Here is a 14,657-nt window from a genome sequence, read left to right as displayed (position 1 = left end):
CGCCGGGCCGACGGGCCGTACCGAGGCGCGGGGGTCGGGTTCGAACTCGCCGCGCAGCAGGTCGAGTTCGCTGACCACACCGACGAGCCGGTCGGTGTCGTCCACGACGGGGGCGGCGGTGATGTCATGGCCGTGCAGCGTCCGGATGGCCTGCCGTACCGGGTCGGTGCGGCGGACGGTGATGGGCGGGCTGCTCATGACCTCGCGCACGAGCATGGCTATCGGGCCTCCCACGTGGAGTCGTCGTGCTTCCAGGTGAGCTCGTCGATGACGTCGACCACACCGTCGACCCGGCCGGCCATCCGTACGGCGATCGCGGTCTCGGTCTTGCGGTCCATCTGGCCGCTCAAGGTCACCACACCCTGGCGAACCTGGACGGTGACGCCGGAGGTGTCCACCCACAGCCCCCGGTCGAGGACGTCCTCGCGCACCTCGGCGGCGATGTCGTCGTCGCCGCGCAGGAACACCTTGATCAGGTCGCGGCGGCTCACGATGCCCGCCAGATGGCCGTCCGCATCGACGACCGCGAGCCGCTTGACGTCGTGAGCGTCCATCAGCCGGGCGGCCGAGACGGCCGAGGCCTCGGGCGAGACGGTGATCGGCGGGCTCGTCATCAGCTCACCCGCGGTGTCACCAGTGGCCTTCTTCCCGCCTTTGGGGTGACGCAGCCGGGCGCGCAGCGGCGGCCGGTAGCCCTCACGGTAGAACTGCTCGCGGAACTCCTCCTTACGCAGCAGGTCGGCCTCCGACACCATGCCGACGACGTGGCCGCCCTCGTCGACCACCGGGACGGCGCTGATGCCGCCGGCGATCAAGGTCTCGGCGATGTCCTTGAACGGGGTCTTCGCGGTAACCGTGACGACCTTGGCGGTCATCACGTCGGCGACGGTCCTGCGCTTCACGGGTCAGCCCTTCTCGTCTGCTGCTGTCGTACCTTCATCACAGCCCCGCAGCCGGGCGCCTGGTAGGGCCGGAAGTCCCGAACGGGGTGGTCGTTGGTCAGCGCAGGCGGAGCAGCAGACAGTTGCCGGCCGAGCCGCTCCCCTCATTCCCGCCGATCCGCCCGCAAGCGTGCCGAGAGCGCCGCGGCCTGGGTACGGCGCTGCATGTCGAGCTTGGACAGCAGGTTGGACACGTAGTTCTTGACCGTCTTCTCGGCCAGGAACATGCGCTCGCCGATCTGCCGGTTGGTCAGCCCTTCACCGATCAGGTCCAGGATGTGCCGCTCCTGCTCCGACAGCGCCGCCAGCGGGTCCTTCCTGGCGGCGTGCTCCCGTAGCCGCTGCAGCATCGCCGCCGTGGTCTGCGGATCGAGCAGCGACTGCCCCGAGGCGACCGTACGCACGGCGCCCACCAGGTCGGAGCCGTGGATCTGCTTGAGCACGTACCCGGACGCGCCCGCCATCACCGCGTCGAACAACGCGTCGTCGTCGGCGAAGGACGTCAGCATCAGGCACGCCAGCTCCGGCAGCCTGGAGCGGGCCTCGCGGCACACGTCCACGCCATTGCCGTCGGGCAGCCGCACGTCCAGCACCGCCACGTCCGGCTTGAGCGCCGGAATGCGGGCGATCGCCGACTCCGCCGTCCCGGCCTCGCCGATCACCTCGATGTCCTCTTCGGAGCCCAGCAGGGCGGCCACGCCCCGCCGTACCACCTCATGGTCGTCGACGAGAAACACACGAATCATGCTTTGACGCTAACCGGCTGCGGCCAGCACAGAAAAGGGGCGAAAGTCCCTAAGCGGATTCGCCGGTCCAGCCGCCGCGGGCGAAGTCAGGAGCTCGGCGGCTGCGGGATGGTGCGTCAGGTGGCCGGGTCGCGCTGATCGCCGGGGGTGTCGAGCAGGGCGTTCGCCGAGCGGTGGATCTTCCTCAGCGCGCTGAGGAGATGTTCGCGTTCGGTCTCGGTGAGGTCGGCGGTGACCTTCTCTTCGAGGAACTGCCGTTCCTTCTCGATGGGTGCTTGCAGGGCGCGCCCGGCGTCGGTGAGCCACAGCCGGACCAGACGGTTGTCCCGGTCGTCGCGGCGCCTGGTGAGCAGGCCGGCCGCGGTCATCCGGGTGGCCGCCTTGACCACGTTGGGGGTGGTGACGTTCAGTGCGGCGGCGACCTCGCCCGGGGTGCGGCCGTCCTGCCGCCACAGCACCGCGAGCAGGTGATCTTGTCCCAGGTGCAGCCCATGGCGCCGCACAGCCGCGTCGGCCGCCGCCCGCAGCACCTTCGACGCCTTGCTGTGCATGTCCAGGAATTCGGGCACGTCGAGGCCTCCGGTGATGTCGCGAACGCAGCATGGTGCGATTGACAGCAAATCGTGAACCGGTTAGCGTTCTCCTCGATCACTAACCGGTACACGATCTAGGGGTCCTCATGATACTGGTCACCGGCGCCACTGGGAATGTCGGCCGCGAGCTCGTCCGCCAGCTGGACGAGACCGGCGCTCCCTTCCGCATCCTGATCCGCGACCCGGCCCGCGCCGCCTCATTGCCCGAGCGGGCCGAACGGGTCGTGGCGGACCTGAACGACCCGGCGACGCTGCCGCCCGCCTTCGCCGGAGTCGACCGGCTGTTCCTGCTCACCCCCGGCATCGGCCTCGACCACACCTGGCACGCCGTCGCCGCCGCCCAGTCCGCGGGGGTGCGCCACATCGTGCACCTGTCCTCGTTCAACGTTCTCGGCGACCCCATGCCCGCCATGGGTCGCTGGCACCACGAACGCGAGCAGGCCATCCGAGCGTCCGGCGTCCCGGCTACCTTCCTGCGACCCGGCGGCTTCATGACCAACGCCTTCGACTGGCTGCCCACCATCCGCCAGGCGGGCTATGTCCTCGATCCGGTCGGCCCCGGCCGATACGCGCCGATCGATCCCGCTGACATCGCCGCCGTCGCCGCCCTGGCTCTTTCCGAGGACGGCCACGCGGGCCAGGAATACGTCGTCACCGGCGAGGAGCTGTTCACCATCGCCGAACAGGTCAAGATCCTCGCTGCGGCGGCCGGCCGGGATCTCGCGATCCGGGAGGTGACCACCGCGGAGGAGGCCGTCGCCTCCCGATTCCCCAACGGGGCACCCCCGGCGCTGGCCGAGGCCATCATCGAGGGGTTCCACCTCATGCGGGCCGACACCGCCGGGTTCCGTACCGACACCGTGGAGCGCCTGCTCCAGCGCAAGCCCCGCACCTTCGCCGCCTGGTGCGCACGCAACGCCGACGCCTTCCGGACCACCGGCTACGGGGGCGAACGGGGATAGGGTGCCTCAGTCGCCAGGAGCCAGGCTGGCCGAGGTGTGGTGAAGGTTCTCCACGGCTCGGACGAGTGAGAGGTTCGCGGCGGTCAGCGTGCGGACCAGCTCCTCCAGCTTGTCAACCCGCCTCTTCAGCGACAGCAACTCGACGTCGAGCACCGACGACTCCATGATCATTCGCCCGCCGATCATGATCGACTCACCTCCAAGAAAACAGTTCAAGCACATGGTGGGTGTCCGCGGAGGCCGCGCGACAGCGACGAACGTCCCCGGTCGGCAGGACCAAAGACACTGACCGCGCAGGACCGGTGGGCGGATGTTCCGGCGCTGGCGGTGCTGTTCTACGGGGGCTTCGGCTCACGCGCGCCCGGCGGAACAGGGCCGATCGCCTTTGAGGGGAGGGACTTCGGCCTCTAGGGCGGGGGCAGGCCCAGGCGTGTCCTGAAGGTGTGGGAATCGGAACCACACAAGGAGGCTGTGATGGACCTGCCAGAACGTAGGGACATCAGAGGACTACGTCGCCGACGGCCGGTACGTGCTGCGCGCTGAGCTGCCCGGGATCGACCCCGACAAGGATGGGTGACGGCACCGCCCGCCGTCTGGGAGGAGGCAACTGCCATGAACCACATCGTCCTCGGCTATGACGGCTCGGACTTCTCCGTACAGGCCCTGGACTGGGCGCTGGACGAGGCCGAGCTCAGAAAGCTTCCGCTGACCATCGCCCACGCCTGGCAGTGGCCGTACGGCGAAGCCGACGAGGAGGCCAAGGACCATCTGCGTAAGGCAGCCGATCACGTGCTGTGGCACGGCGCCGACTGCGCCCGCTCGACCAGCTCGGTCCTCGGCATCGAGACTGACCTGCACGAGGGCCCGGCGGCACAGCGGCTCGTCGAACTGTCCAGCGGCGCCGCCCTTGTCGTGGTCGGCTCGCGAGGGCTGCACGGGTTGCCCGGGGCCCTCGTGGGGTCGGTGGCCCGATATGTTGCCGCGCATGCCGAGTGCCCGGTGATCGTGGTACGCGGACCAGGGCCGCTGCCCGCCCTCGCGCATCCAGGGCCGATCGTGGTCGCCGACAAGGAGCCGACCGCCTCAGTCCTGGAGTTCGCCGCCGATGAGGCGGACATGCGCCGGCTCGCCCTGGTTACCACCGCCGAGCCCGAGGCCTGGCAGGAGAGCCATCCGAGCGTCGTCCCCATGGTTCAGGAGGGGCACAAGACGCCGACGCTCATCGTGGCGGGTCGCAAGCGGGCCGACCACCTCGGAACGATCGCCCCGCTCCTCCAGCACGCCCCGTCCCCGGTCGCCGTAGTGGGAGCCTTGGACTTCTCCTGCGGCCGGCCCGGGCGGCTTCCGAAAGCCGTCTGTACCTGGGTCTCACTCTTCCAGGCGGTTCAGTGCCTGCATGGCCTCGTACTCAATGCGTGAAAGATCGCTGAGCATGGTGCCTGCCTGCACGAGGCACTGCGGATCGCCCGATTCACCGGCCTTTGTGATCAGTGCTGCGGCTGCCGTCCACAGGCTGGCTGCCTCGCCGTACAGTTCGTGGCCGGTGCGCAGGTGGCTGCTGTCGAGCAGCTCGATGCATTCGGCGAGGAAGTCGCGGTAGAGGTTGCGGAACAGGGCGCCGCCGGTGCCGGCCTTCTCCATCAGGAGGGCGGCCTGCGGCAGGTCCCGTCGCGGGTTGTCAGTGCGCTGGAGCCAGGTGCGTACCAGCTTGGCGGCCTTGTCGATACCTCGGTGGCCGAGGTTGGCGATGGGCGGGTTGAGGAAGGCCTCGGCGCAGGCGGTGATGGCGGGAATGATCCGGCTCCGTGGGTCGGGCAGGTTCCTCGGAACGGTGAGGGTGAAGGAGCGGTGCTTGGCGGTCATCGGGCCGCGCGCGGCCCGGGCCTGGGCGAGGCTGGCCAGGCTGGTGGATACCGCTCCGCCTTGCTGGTCGGTGTCCACCAGGTGGGCGTCGTGGTCGTCATAGCCGTACATAGCGACGAAATGACCGCCGAAGTGCACCTTCGACCCGAAGTAGTCCAGGTAGTAGCTGTCGAGTTGCAGTCCGACGGGGTGGCCGGCGTCGATGGGGGCTACTGCGTTCTCCCATGCCTTGCGGGGCGAGCTGGTTTCCTGGACCAGGAGTTCCAGCTTGAGGCTGGTGGCCAGGTTTCTGGTGAGGTCGAAAGGCTTGACCCGTCCGCCGAGGAAGGGGAAGTCCATGTTCTTGCTGTCCCAGTAGATGAAGGACAGGCCAGAGCCGAGGCCGAAGAGCATGGGCTCGGACAGATCGAGCCCTTGGTGCCGCAGCAGCACTCCCAGCGTTGTCGTCTCGCAGTGCTGCGTACCGCGGACATCGATGTCTGGTGCCGTGGTCATGCCATGCTCTCCTGAACGGGGAGGATCATCCGGGTCATCTGCACGCCATCATGGTGGACTCTCCCACTGTGGGAGAGTCCAACCCCGTACCTCGGCGTCCGTTCAGGGGCAGGCCGAGCGTATGTGCGACCAGGCCCCGCCGGGCCCTGGGAACTGGCGATTTCCCTGAAGGCACGTGACCCTCTCATGGGGATCGAGCGCGTCCTGTGGCTCTAGCGTCGATCTATGAAGCTCGATGTGGTGCTGCCCTGCCTGAACGAGGAGGCGGCCCTGCCCTGGGTGCTCGGGCGTATGCCGGACGGCTTCCATCCGATCGTGGTCGACAACGGCTCGACCGATGGATCCGCCCGGGTCGCCGCCAAGCTCGGTGCCACGGTGGTGATCGAGCCGCGGCGCGGGTTCGGTGCCGCCTGCCATGCCGGGCTGATGGCCGCGACCACGGATGTGGTCTGCTTCATGGACGCCGACGCGTCACTGGACCCCGGACAGTTGCCGCTGGTGGCGGGGCCTGTCCTGGGCGGTGAGGCGGAGTTGGTCCTCGGCCGTCGCATTCTCGGCCCCGGAGTGTCGTGGCCGACGCATGCCCGGATCGGCAACGCCCTGCTGGCCAGGAGGTTGCGCCGCCGGACCGGCGCCCTCCTGCACGATCTCGGGCCGATGCGGGCGTGCCGGCGCGCCGACCTGCTGGCGCTGAGACTGGCCGACCGGCGCGGCGGCTATCCCCTGGAGATGGTCCTGCGCGCGGCCTCCGCGGGCTGGCGGATAGGCGAGGTCGAGGTGAACCACCTGGCCCGGGCAGGCCGGTCGAAGATGACCGGCACCGTGCGCGGCACGCTGCGGGCCATCGGCGACATGCGCCGCGTCCAGGTGGGCTGAGAGAGAGCCGGCTCAACGGAATGCGGCCAGCGCGACCGGCTGCCACTTCCGCCATGTGGCCAGCCGTTCCTCGTACTCGGCCGCGACAGGCTCGTACGACTTGCCGAAGAAGACCCGGGCCGGTGGGTCGTCGGTGTCGGCCAACTCCAGGATCGGCCCGCGCGTCGCCTTCGGGTCGCCGAGCTCCCACCTGATTTCGGTGGCCGCACGGACCTCGGCGTAGGCCGGGTGCTCGGCGCTGGCGCGGACGCTGCCGCCGCCGAAGTCGGTCGAGTACGGGCCGGGCTCCAGGCAGATGACGTCGATGCCGAAGGGCGTGACCTCCTTGCGGAGCGACTCCGACAGCCCCTCCACCGCCCACTTCGACGCGTGGACGCGAGCTACTACGAACTGGAACGCCTGATCGCCGCCGCCATCGGCGAGGACCTGGGCCTGCCGCCCACCGCGCTGGCCCCGCGCCTGACCGCGTACACCGTCGTGGGCGGCCTGCGCGAGCTGTACATGACCCACGAGGCCCACCACCGCGACATCGCTACCGAGGAACTCCTTCCCCTGGTCGACCGCGTACTCGACGTCGCCCGCGCGGGCCTGGCCGAGCTCGCGGCTCGACGCGGCCCCTGACGCGAATGGTCACCTCAGCCGGGCTTCGATGGCGTCCAGCAGCGCGGCCAGGCCGAACTCGAACTCCTCGTGGCTGCCCATGCGGGACAGCTCGTCGGCATGGGCGACCAGGATGGGGTACCGGTCAGGGTCCAAGCCCTCGTAGAGTCTGCGGCGCAGCCGTTGCTCCACCGGGCTCGCGGTGTCCACGCCCAGGTTGAACTGCACCGAGCCGACCACGAAGGTGGCGAACGCCGACGCCGTCGCGTAGGCCTCCCGGACGCTCAGCCCGATGTCGATGAACTGCCCGAGCGAGTGCTCCATCCCGCTCAGAGAGTTCGGGCTCAGGCGTTCGGTGCCGCGCAGGAACGGGACCAGCCCCGGGTGCGCGAGCAGGAAATCGCGGAACGAGTGCGCCTGCCATTCCACGGACTGCCGCCAGCCCAGATCCTCCGGCGGCGGATGCAGGCCCTGCCCCACGGCCCGATCCATGGCGAGGACCATGAGTTCGTCCCGGCTGGTGACGTGCCGATACAGCGACGCCTGACTGCACCGGAGCTGCTGGGCGAGACGGCGCATGGTCAGCGCCTCCGCGCCTTCGGTGTCCAGCACGGACAGCGCGGTGTCGGCGATCAGATCGAGTGACAGCATCCGCCGACGCCGCGGGCGATCGTCGGCGTTCTCGGTCCGGGCCAGCCACCAGGCTGCCGTGCCTGCCCGGATCGGCGTGGCGTCATTCATGCGTACCTATCCCTTGACTACGGCGCACTGCCCCAGGCAGTCCATGACACCTACTACTTGAGGAAGGGCCGATGGAAATCAGCGCAGCCGTGGTCAGCTCGTTCGACCACCCGCCCCGCTACGAGTCGTACGATCTTCCCGCACCCGGCACCGAGGACGAGGTGGTCCTCGACGTGCTCGCGGTCGGGCTGCACCCTCGGGTGCGCACCGGAGCCTCCGGCCGGCACTACACCAGCACCGGCAAGCTGCCGATGGTCCCCGGCGTGGACGGCGTCGGCCGGCTCCCGGACGGCCGCCTGGTCTACTTCGTGGCCGACGACGAGCTGACCGGGCTGTCCACCCTGCTGCTCGACGAGGCCGAGCGCCGCAGGATGCGCCGCGGCCGTGAGGCGCGACAGCTCGACCTCGGATACCCCCAGTCACCGCTCAACGGCCCCGGCGACCTGTCCGGGTACCGGGCGCCCGACGCGCCGCTCACCGGCGCTGGTGAGCAGTCCGTGCGGCTGTTCCAGCTGCTGGCCGGTCCGCAGTGGACGCTGATCGGGTACGAGGTATCGGGCGCTCTGGAGCCGCGCGCCGGAGTGCGCATCCACACCACGGGAGTCCGCGGCGACATCGTGGACCGCGCCGGCCACCTGCGGGACGCGTACGACCTGTCACCCGGCGACTGGGTCCTGATCCGGCCGGACGGATACGTCGCCCTGGTCACCGCCGATCGCACCACCGTCGAATCCTACCTGGACCAGGCCGGGTTACACCGGCCGCAAAGCTGAGGGGAGGCGCCCCGATGTCCGTCGACTACACCGCACCGCACGGTGATACCCCGACGACGGATCAGGACCTGGTTCTGCACGGTCTGGATTCCGCGGCGCACTGCTCACTCCATCTTCGTGCGCTCCAAGCGCGGCCGCGGCTTCTGCGTCGTTACCCCGGCGGGGTTCGAGAAGTTCCTCGAGGAGCCCGGGCATGCCGACGCACCGGACCCGCGACCCGTCGGTCGAGGCGTTGCTGGCCGGCTCCCAGGCGATGGGTTCGTGGCGTCGCGACCACGCCGGCTGCCCGGCTGACGGCCGGAGCGGTCGAGCACAGTGTCCCCCGTGCGAGCTACCCGCAGGTGTCCACCGTGTGGTGACGATCGCGGGCCGCCGGATCCGTAGCGTTCGAGGCGGTCGCGGCGCTCCGGTCGCGGATCTGACGGAGGATTCTTCATGAGACTCGTGTGGCAGCTCCTGGCCGTCGCCGCGGTCGCCTTCATCGGCGGCCAGGGCGTCGCCGCGATGCGGGGGAACCCGTGGCTCACGCTCGCCCTCGGCGTCTTGACGGCCGTGCTCGCGGTGCTCGTCCACGGGTGGGTGGTGCGGCGGACCGAGCACCGCCCGGTCACGGAGGTGGCTCGGAAAGGCGCCGGGACCGCGATCACCCGGGGGGTGCTCATCGGCGTCGCGTTGTTCGGGGCCGTCACCGTGAACATCTACTTCCTCGGGTACGACAAGGTGCACGGCCCGGGCTCGCGTCTGTTCGGCTGCATGCTCGCCGCCGCCTACGTCGCCACCCGCAACCTGTGGGTGCGGATCGGCGTGCACGTCGGCCGGCGCGGCAATGTGGTGCCCCGCTGCCGGCACGCCGCCACTACACTCTCCCGGTGATCGCTTTGGCGCGGGTCCCGGAGCTGTGGCGCCGCATTGACGTCACGCTCCGATACCTTCTGGCCGGACTGCTGCTCTTTGCCGCATCGCTCATGCCGGCGTTCCAGACCTACGGGACGCAGCTCGGCGGCCTGCCCGCCCGCCCGTATGACGTGCTCGCCGTCGTGGCCGTCGCGCTGCAGTGCCTCCCGCTCGCCGGGCTGGGGCGGTGGCCGGTCAGCTGTCTCGCCCTGGTGTCGCTCGGCTTCGCCGTCGACCAGCTCCGCGGCTACCACTCGCTCGCGGGCACCGCGCTGGCCATCGCGCTGCTGGGCGTGGGCTACCGTCTGGAACGGCACCGGCGCGCCACGGCGCTGGCCTTCTCCGCAGCTTACGTGCCGCTGGCGGTCGCGCTTTTCCTGCTCGGTTCGGGCGCCGAATCGCCGGGTGGATTCGTGCTGTTCTACCTATGCCTGGTCCTCGCGTGGGGCATCGGGGCGTGGCTGCGCTCCGTCCGGGCCGCGGAGGCCGAACGCCGCCGTCGCGTCGCCGAGGACACCCGCGCCGCCGAACGTACCCGTATCGCCCGCGAGCTCCACGACGTCGTGACCCACCATGTGACGGCGATGGTCGTGCAGGCCGAGGCGGCCCGCTATCTGACCGCCGCGCCCGATCGCCTCGACCAGACCCTGACCGCCGTCACCGACACCGGCCGGCGGGCCATCACCGACCTGCGGCACCTGCTCGACCTGCTCAACCCCGACCACGGCACCGAGGCCAGAACGCCGCCCATCGGCAGACTGCTCACCCTCGTCGAGCAGACGCGTCAGGCCGGGCAGCCGGTGGACTTCACCGAGGAGGGCACGCCCGCGGAGTTGACTGGCAGCGCCGACCTCGTGGCCTACCGGGTCGTGCAGGAGGCCCTGACGAACGCCCTCAAGTACGCCCACGGCAGCCGTACCTCGGTGCGGGTGCGCCACGGCGAAAAGGAGATCACCGTGGAGGTCAGCACGGACGGTTCCGGCTCGAAGGCCGGGTCCCCCGGCGGGGGCGGGAAGGGCCTGGCCGGTCTCCGCGAACGGGTCGACGTTCTGGGCGGCGACTTCAGCGCGGATCGGCGGACGGGCGGCGGTTTCGTCGTGCGGGCGCGCATCCCCGCGGGAAGCCCGTCGTGACCGCGCCGATCCGCGTCCTGATCTGCGACGACCAGGCGCTGATCCGCACCGGGTTCGCAACGATCATCGACGCGCAGCCCGATCTTGAGGCGGTCGGCGAGTGCGGGGACGGGCAGGCCGCGGTCGACCTCGCCGGCCGGCTGCGCCCGGACGTGGTGGTGATGGACGTCCGCATGCCCGTGCTCGACGGCATCGAGGCGACCCGCCTCCTGGCCGGTGCCGAGGTGGCGCAGCCCGTCAAGGTGCTCGTGGTGACGACGTTCAACCTGGACAAGTACGTGTACGAGGCGCTGCGCGCGGGGGCGAGCGGGTTCCTGCTCAAGGACGCCCCACCGGCGCAGCTGCTGAACGGCATCCGTACCGTCGCCTCCGGCGCCGCGCTGCTGGCACCCGAGGTGACGCGGCAGCTCGTCGGCAGGTACGCGGCGCGGATCCGTCCCGCCGAGGGCACACCGGACGACGTCGCCCTGACCCCGCGCGAACTGGAGGTGCTGCGCCTCATGGCCGACGGCAGGTCCAACAGCGAGATCGCCGCGACGCTGGTGATCAGCCAGGAGACCGTCAAGACGTACGTGTCGCGCATCCTCACCAAGCTCGACCTGCGGGACCGCGTGCAGGCGGTGGTCTACGCCTACCGCAGGGGCCTGGTGACCTGAGACGTCTCAGCCCATGCTCTGTCGATCGAGCTCGATGAGCGCGACGTGCCGCTCGGCGTCGCGGGAGTAGGGGCCGCCGATGTACTTCGCGGCGATCCGGTCGACGATCTCCCAGGCGGCGTCGCCCTCGACCCACTCGACGACCCTGCCGTGGAGGATGACCGGCTGGAACGGGTTGTCGACCGGCGTCAGGGAGACCGCGACCCGCGGGTCGCGCCGCAGGTTGCGCGCCTTGAGGGTATGCGGGCCGGTGAGTATCACGACGTGGTCGCCCTCCGTGCCGATCCAGACGGGAACGGAGTGGGGAGCACCGTCGGGGAGGATGGTGGCGAGGTGGGCGATCGAGGTGCCGTCGAGAACGCGGCGGATGTCGGGGTTGAGCATCGGGATCATCTCCTGGGATGAAGTCTGTGCTGGGTGGGCTTGTAGGTGATGGGGGTCAGCGCTGGACCGCGTAGTGGAGATGGGTGACGCCCGGTGCCGGGACGGCTTCGACCAGGAGCAGGCGTACGTGCTCGGGCAGCGTCTGGAAGAAGGGGCGGCCGCCACCGAGCAGGATCGGCACCTGGTGGAGGATCACCTCGTCGACCAGCCCCGCCTTCAGGGCCTCGGTCGCGACGCCGCCGCCCATGAGGCCGACGTCCTTGCCATCGGCGGCCTCGCGCGCCGCCGCGACGGCGTCCTCGATGCCGGTGGTGACCAGGGTCTGCCGCTCGGTCATCTCCGGCGCCGCCCGATGGCTGAGCACGAACAGCCGGGCCTTCGGGTGTGGGCTGCCGCCTCCGAAGTGGTCGGAGTCCTCATAGGTGTTGCGCCCCGCCACGATCGCACCCACGCGTCCGGCGAGGGCGTCGAAGACGCGGGCACTGGGCTCGCTCAGCCGGAACCCGTCGAACACCTGACTGGGCGTGTCGCCATCGAAGTACCAGTCGAACAGCATCGTTCCGTCGCCCAGCCCGCGCCCGGCGCCCGGGTCGCGACCGGTGAGGTAACCGTCGACCGACACCGCGTGGGCGCTGATGACCTTGCTCATCCACGTGATCCTTTCGGAGTTCCTTGAGGAGACTCCGTTACCGTAACACTGGAAGTTCCGTAAGGGAACCCCAATGGGTAGACTGGTCTCATGCAACGCACGAAGTTCGGGGACATGGCCTGCTCCATCGCGCGCACCCTCGACGTGATCGGAGAGCCGTGGTCGCCGCTGATCCTGCGTGACGTATGGGTGGGCCTGAGTCGCTTCGACCAGCTCCAGGCCGACCTCGGGATCTCGCGCAAGGTGCTGACCGAGCGGCTCAACCACCTCGTCGACCAGGGCGTCCTTGAGCGCCATCCGTACGACAACCGGCCGCGCTACGAGTACCGCCTGACGGAGAAGGGTGCCGAGCTCGTCGACCTGCTCATGGTCATGACCGGCTGGGGGGACAAGTGGCTCGCCGGCGAGGCCGGCCCGCCCGTGCTCTACCGCCATCACGCCTGCGGCGAGATCAGCCACGTCGACCTGCGCTGCGCCCACTGCGGCGAGCCGATGCACGCGAGCGACATCGACCCGCTACCAGGCCCAGGCGCAGCCGCGTGATCGAGAGGGCGTGAACCATGCAGATCATCAAAAAGCCCAGCTTGCCCACCGGGCTGTGCCGCAGGCTGTGGCGGCTCCCCATCCGGCTGTACCGGCCAATCTAGGGCTGGGCCCGCTGCTGGGGCGCCGGATCGTGCTGCTCGCCCACATCGGCCGCGTCTCCGGCCGGCGGCGCCAGGCTGTCGGCGAGGTCATCAACACGGAGAGCACGGCTACGTGGCCGCCTCCGGATTCGGGCCGAAGGCCGACTGGTACCAGAACATCATCAACTACCGCCGGTTGAAGTTGGTGGTTTGCTCTCGCGGTCCCGTCTGGGTGAGGGGAGGCCGGTAGCGTGTGGCTGGTTGATGGCAGCCCAGCCCGCTGCGCCGCGTGTGGCGATGTTGCGGGCCGCGATGTGGTCGGCGTGCCCAGCGAGGCCGCACCGGGTGCAGACGAACCGGCCCCGCGCCGGCCGATTCGCCCTGCTGACGTTTCCGCACTCCGGACACGCCTGCGAGGTATACGCGGGGTCGACCAGGAGGAAGGCGACTCCGGCGCGGGCGGCCTTGTAGCGGGTGAAGGCGGTCTGCTGGGCGAAGGCCCAGGTGTGCAGGGTGCGTCGCTGGAGCCGGTGAGCCCTGACCCGGCCGCGGATACCCTGCAGATCCTCCAGGGCGACACCACGGCCGGTGCGTTCGGCTTCACGCACCACAAACGTACTGATCTGATGGTTGAGGTCGGTCATCATCCGGTGCTCACGCCCGGACAAGCGGCGCAGCACCCGCCGAGCCGCCGGGGTGCCCTTCTTCTGCAGGCGGCGGCGCCGCTCGCGCAGGGTGCGGACGTGGCCGTTGCCGCCGATCGGCCCGGCCAGGGCGGGGCCGGGCAGCACCGCGCCGTCGCAGGTGACCGCCAGATTCGCCACGCCCTGATCCACCCCGACGAAGCCACCGACCGGCTCACGCACCGTCGGCTTGGGGAGAGTGAGGGTGACCTGGAGCAGCCACACCCCGCGCCGGCAGATCAGATCGGCCTCACCGAGCGGCAGCGTGTCGATGGCTTTGAGGTCTTCCGGCCGACCCGCATAGGGGACGGTGACGCGGCCGGTGGGAGTCCACAGCCACACCGTGCGGACGTCACGATTCCAGCTGATCAGCCGGGCGTCGTAGGGGACGGCGCCGTGCGGCCGGAAGATGTGACCCCGTTTCTTGCTGGCGCGCCGGTTGGCGTAGGCACCGGCGACCCGGGCGATCGCCCGCACCGCCGCCTGCGCACCCAGCCCGGCCACCTGCGCCCGCACCGCGTAATAGGCCAGCCAGGTGCAGCTCCACCACAGTGAACGTACGGTACTGCCAGGCCAGCCGGGACACGACGGTGGCCGCCTCATTACACAACAGCACGGCTGCGGCCAGCGCGTTGGCTTGGGCCGGGGCGGGTGTGAGCCGCAGTTGCACGACGCTGGGCAGGCCGTGGCGTTTGGTGGCGGAGCGGCGGATTGCCATCAAGCGTACCTCCTGTCACAGCGTCCTCACCCACCGCACGCATTACCGAGTGTGACCAAGGCTTTCCATACTGTTTTTGAAGAGGGGTGGCGCTTCCTCCCGACCCTGAAAGGACCAGGTCTCCGCACACAATTCAGGAAAACCCCGACGTCACCATCCAGACCGCTCGCCCAGACCCTCCAGGTGACCGCCACCCCGCTCCCCGCCGACGAAGGCGCGGAAATCATTGTTCGGTACGCGCCCCGTCACCCGGCAGCCGCCCGCCAGCCGTACAAGATCATGGGCTTCGAGTCAACGGCAGCGTGGATCCCAGAGACGAGACCT

20 protein-coding genes are annotated in these 14,657 nt (G+C 69.9%); 9 read left to right on the top strand and 11 right to left on the bottom strand.

Features of this window, described 5'->3' with window-relative positions; genetic code table 11:
• From AB0B91_RS33320 to AB0B91_RS33305, 4 genes are all read right to left on the bottom strand, one after another.
• A partial coding sequence (locus AB0B91_RS33320; RefSeq protein ID WP_358327881.1) for a CBS domain-containing protein occupies positions 1-216 on the bottom strand: 216 nt, incomplete at its 3' end.
• Positions 217-218: 2 nt separating this feature from the next.
• Positions 219-902, bottom strand: coding sequence for a CBS domain-containing protein (locus AB0B91_RS33315; RefSeq protein ID WP_358327879.1), 684 nt, complete (start codon positions 900-902; stop codon positions 219-221).
• A 143-nt stretch (positions 903-1,045) separates the two neighbouring features.
• Positions 1,046-1,687 (bottom strand): response regulator transcription factor, encoded by a 642-nt coding sequence (locus AB0B91_RS33310; protein WP_358327877.1) that lies wholly within the window; start codon positions 1,685-1,687, stop codon positions 1,046-1,048.
• A gap of 116 nt (positions 1,688-1,803) precedes the next feature.
• Positions 1,804-2,256, bottom strand: a complete 453-nt coding sequence (locus AB0B91_RS33305) for a MarR family winged helix-turn-helix transcriptional regulator (RefSeq protein ID WP_358327875.1) — start codon at positions 2,254-2,256, stop codon at positions 1,804-1,806.
• A 110-nt stretch (positions 2,257-2,366) separates the two neighbouring features.
• On the opposite strand from AB0B91_RS33305, the gene AB0B91_RS33300 reads away from it, so the two are divergent.
• Positions 2,367-3,242: an NAD(P)H-binding protein gene (locus AB0B91_RS33300; RefSeq protein ID WP_358327873.1), complete on the top strand. Its 876-nt coding sequence runs from the start codon at positions 2,367-2,369 to the stop codon at positions 3,240-3,242.
• Positions 3,243-3,248: 6 nt separating this feature from the next.
• On the opposite strand, the gene AB0B91_RS33295 is transcribed toward AB0B91_RS33300, so the two are convergent.
• The gene (locus AB0B91_RS33295) at positions 3,249-3,428 is read right to left on the bottom strand and encodes a hypothetical protein (RefSeq protein ID WP_358327871.1); all 180 of its coding nucleotides are present in this window, start codon (positions 3,426-3,428) and stop codon (positions 3,249-3,251) included.
• Between the two features lie 426 nt (positions 3,429-3,854).
• On the opposite strand from AB0B91_RS33295, the gene AB0B91_RS33290 reads away from it, so the two are divergent.
• The gene (locus AB0B91_RS33290) at positions 3,855-4,661 is read left to right on the top strand and encodes a universal stress protein (RefSeq protein ID WP_358327869.1); all 807 of its coding nucleotides are present in this window, start codon (positions 3,855-3,857) and stop codon (positions 4,659-4,661) included.
• Here the strand turns inward: AB0B91_RS33290 and AB0B91_RS33285 are convergent.
• Positions 4,611-5,600: a BtrH N-terminal domain-containing protein gene (locus tag AB0B91_RS33285; RefSeq protein WP_358327867.1), complete on the bottom strand. Its 990-nt coding sequence runs from the start codon at positions 5,598-5,600 to the stop codon at positions 4,611-4,613. The genes AB0B91_RS33290 and AB0B91_RS33285 overlap by 51 nt on opposite strands.
• 225 nt (positions 5,601-5,825) lie before the next feature.
• On the opposite strand from AB0B91_RS33285, the gene AB0B91_RS33280 reads away from it, so the two are divergent.
• Positions 5,826-6,476 carry a glycosyltransferase family 2 protein gene (locus tag AB0B91_RS33280; RefSeq protein WP_358327865.1) on the top strand — a complete coding sequence of 217 codons (651 nt, stop codon included), beginning with the start codon at positions 5,826-5,828 and terminating at the stop codon, positions 6,474-6,476.
• Between the two features lie 12 nt (positions 6,477-6,488).
• Here the strand turns inward: AB0B91_RS33280 and AB0B91_RS33275 are convergent, their stop codons facing one another.
• Positions 6,489-6,830, bottom strand: a complete 342-nt coding sequence (locus tag AB0B91_RS33275; RefSeq protein ID WP_358327863.1) for a hypothetical protein — start codon at positions 6,828-6,830, stop codon at positions 6,489-6,491.
• Between the two features lie 15 nt (positions 6,831-6,845).
• Here AB0B91_RS33275 and AB0B91_RS33270 point away from each other — a divergent pair, with 15 nt between their 5' ends.
• The gene (locus tag AB0B91_RS33270; protein WP_358327861.1) at positions 6,846-7,097 is read left to right on the top strand and encodes a hypothetical protein; all 252 of its coding nucleotides are present in this window, start codon (positions 6,846-6,848) and stop codon (positions 7,095-7,097) included.
• Positions 7,098-7,106: 9 nt separating this feature from the next.
• Here the strand turns inward: AB0B91_RS33270 and AB0B91_RS33265 are convergent, their stop codons facing one another.
• Positions 7,107-7,817, bottom strand: coding sequence for a TetR/AcrR family transcriptional regulator (locus AB0B91_RS33265; RefSeq protein ID WP_358327859.1), 711 nt, complete (start codon positions 7,815-7,817; stop codon positions 7,107-7,109).
• A 71-nt stretch (positions 7,818-7,888) separates the two neighbouring features.
• On the opposite strand from AB0B91_RS33265, the gene AB0B91_RS33260 reads away from it, so the two are divergent.
• From AB0B91_RS33260 to AB0B91_RS33245, 4 genes are all read left to right on the top strand, one after another.
• The gene (locus tag AB0B91_RS33260) at positions 7,889-8,590 is read left to right on the top strand and encodes a hypothetical protein (protein ID WP_358327857.1); all 702 of its coding nucleotides are present in this window, start codon (positions 7,889-7,891) and stop codon (positions 8,588-8,590) included.
• A 435-nt stretch (positions 8,591-9,025) separates the two neighbouring features.
• Positions 9,026-9,463, top strand: a complete 438-nt coding sequence (locus AB0B91_RS33255) for a hypothetical protein (RefSeq protein WP_358327855.1) — start codon at positions 9,026-9,028, stop codon at positions 9,461-9,463.
• Positions 9,460-10,617: a histidine kinase gene (locus AB0B91_RS33250; RefSeq protein WP_358327853.1), complete on the top strand. Its 1,158-nt coding sequence runs from the start codon at positions 9,460-9,462 to the stop codon at positions 10,615-10,617. Before AB0B91_RS33255 ends, AB0B91_RS33250 begins: the two co-directional genes overlap by 4 nt.
• On the top strand, positions 10,614-11,273 hold the full coding sequence (locus AB0B91_RS33245; RefSeq protein WP_358327851.1) for a response regulator transcription factor: 660 nt from the start codon (positions 10,614-10,616) through the stop codon (positions 11,271-11,273). The genes AB0B91_RS33250 and AB0B91_RS33245 overlap by 4 nt, the downstream gene beginning before the upstream one ends.
• Positions 11,274-11,279: 6 nt before the next feature.
• Here AB0B91_RS33245 and AB0B91_RS33240 read toward each other — a convergent pair whose 3' ends face one another.
• Both AB0B91_RS33240 and AB0B91_RS33235 read right to left on the bottom strand, forming a co-directional pair.
• Positions 11,280-11,666 carry a PPOX class F420-dependent oxidoreductase gene (locus AB0B91_RS33240; RefSeq protein ID WP_358327849.1) on the bottom strand — a complete coding sequence of 129 codons (387 nt, stop codon included), beginning with the start codon at positions 11,664-11,666 and terminating at the stop codon, positions 11,280-11,282.
• Between the two features lie 46 nt (positions 11,667-11,712).
• Positions 11,713-12,306, bottom strand: a complete 594-nt coding sequence (locus AB0B91_RS33235; RefSeq protein WP_358327847.1) for a dihydrofolate reductase family protein — start codon at positions 12,304-12,306, stop codon at positions 11,713-11,715.
• A 90-nt stretch (positions 12,307-12,396) separates the two neighbouring features.
• On the opposite strand from AB0B91_RS33235, the gene AB0B91_RS33230 reads away from it, so the two are divergent.
• Positions 12,397-12,849 (top strand): helix-turn-helix domain-containing protein, encoded by a 453-nt coding sequence (locus AB0B91_RS33230; RefSeq protein WP_358327845.1) that lies wholly within the window; start codon positions 12,397-12,399, stop codon positions 12,847-12,849.
• Positions 12,850-13,114: 265 nt separating this feature from the next.
• Here AB0B91_RS33230 and AB0B91_RS33225 read toward each other — a convergent pair whose 3' ends face one another.
• Positions 13,115-14,218: a transposase gene (locus AB0B91_RS33225; RefSeq protein WP_358327843.1), complete on the bottom strand. Its 1,104-nt coding sequence runs from the start codon at positions 14,216-14,218 to the stop codon at positions 13,115-13,117.
• Between the last annotated feature and the right edge of the window lie 439 nt (positions 14,219-14,657).

It is taken from the genome of Nonomuraea sp. NPDC049141, assembly GCF_040648415.1.
Classification (GTDB): domain Bacteria; phylum Actinomycetota; class Actinomycetes; order Streptosporangiales; family Streptosporangiaceae; genus Nonomuraea.
Note: the sequence above shows the minus strand (reverse complement) of the source record. Positions and strands in the feature narration are given on the sequence as shown.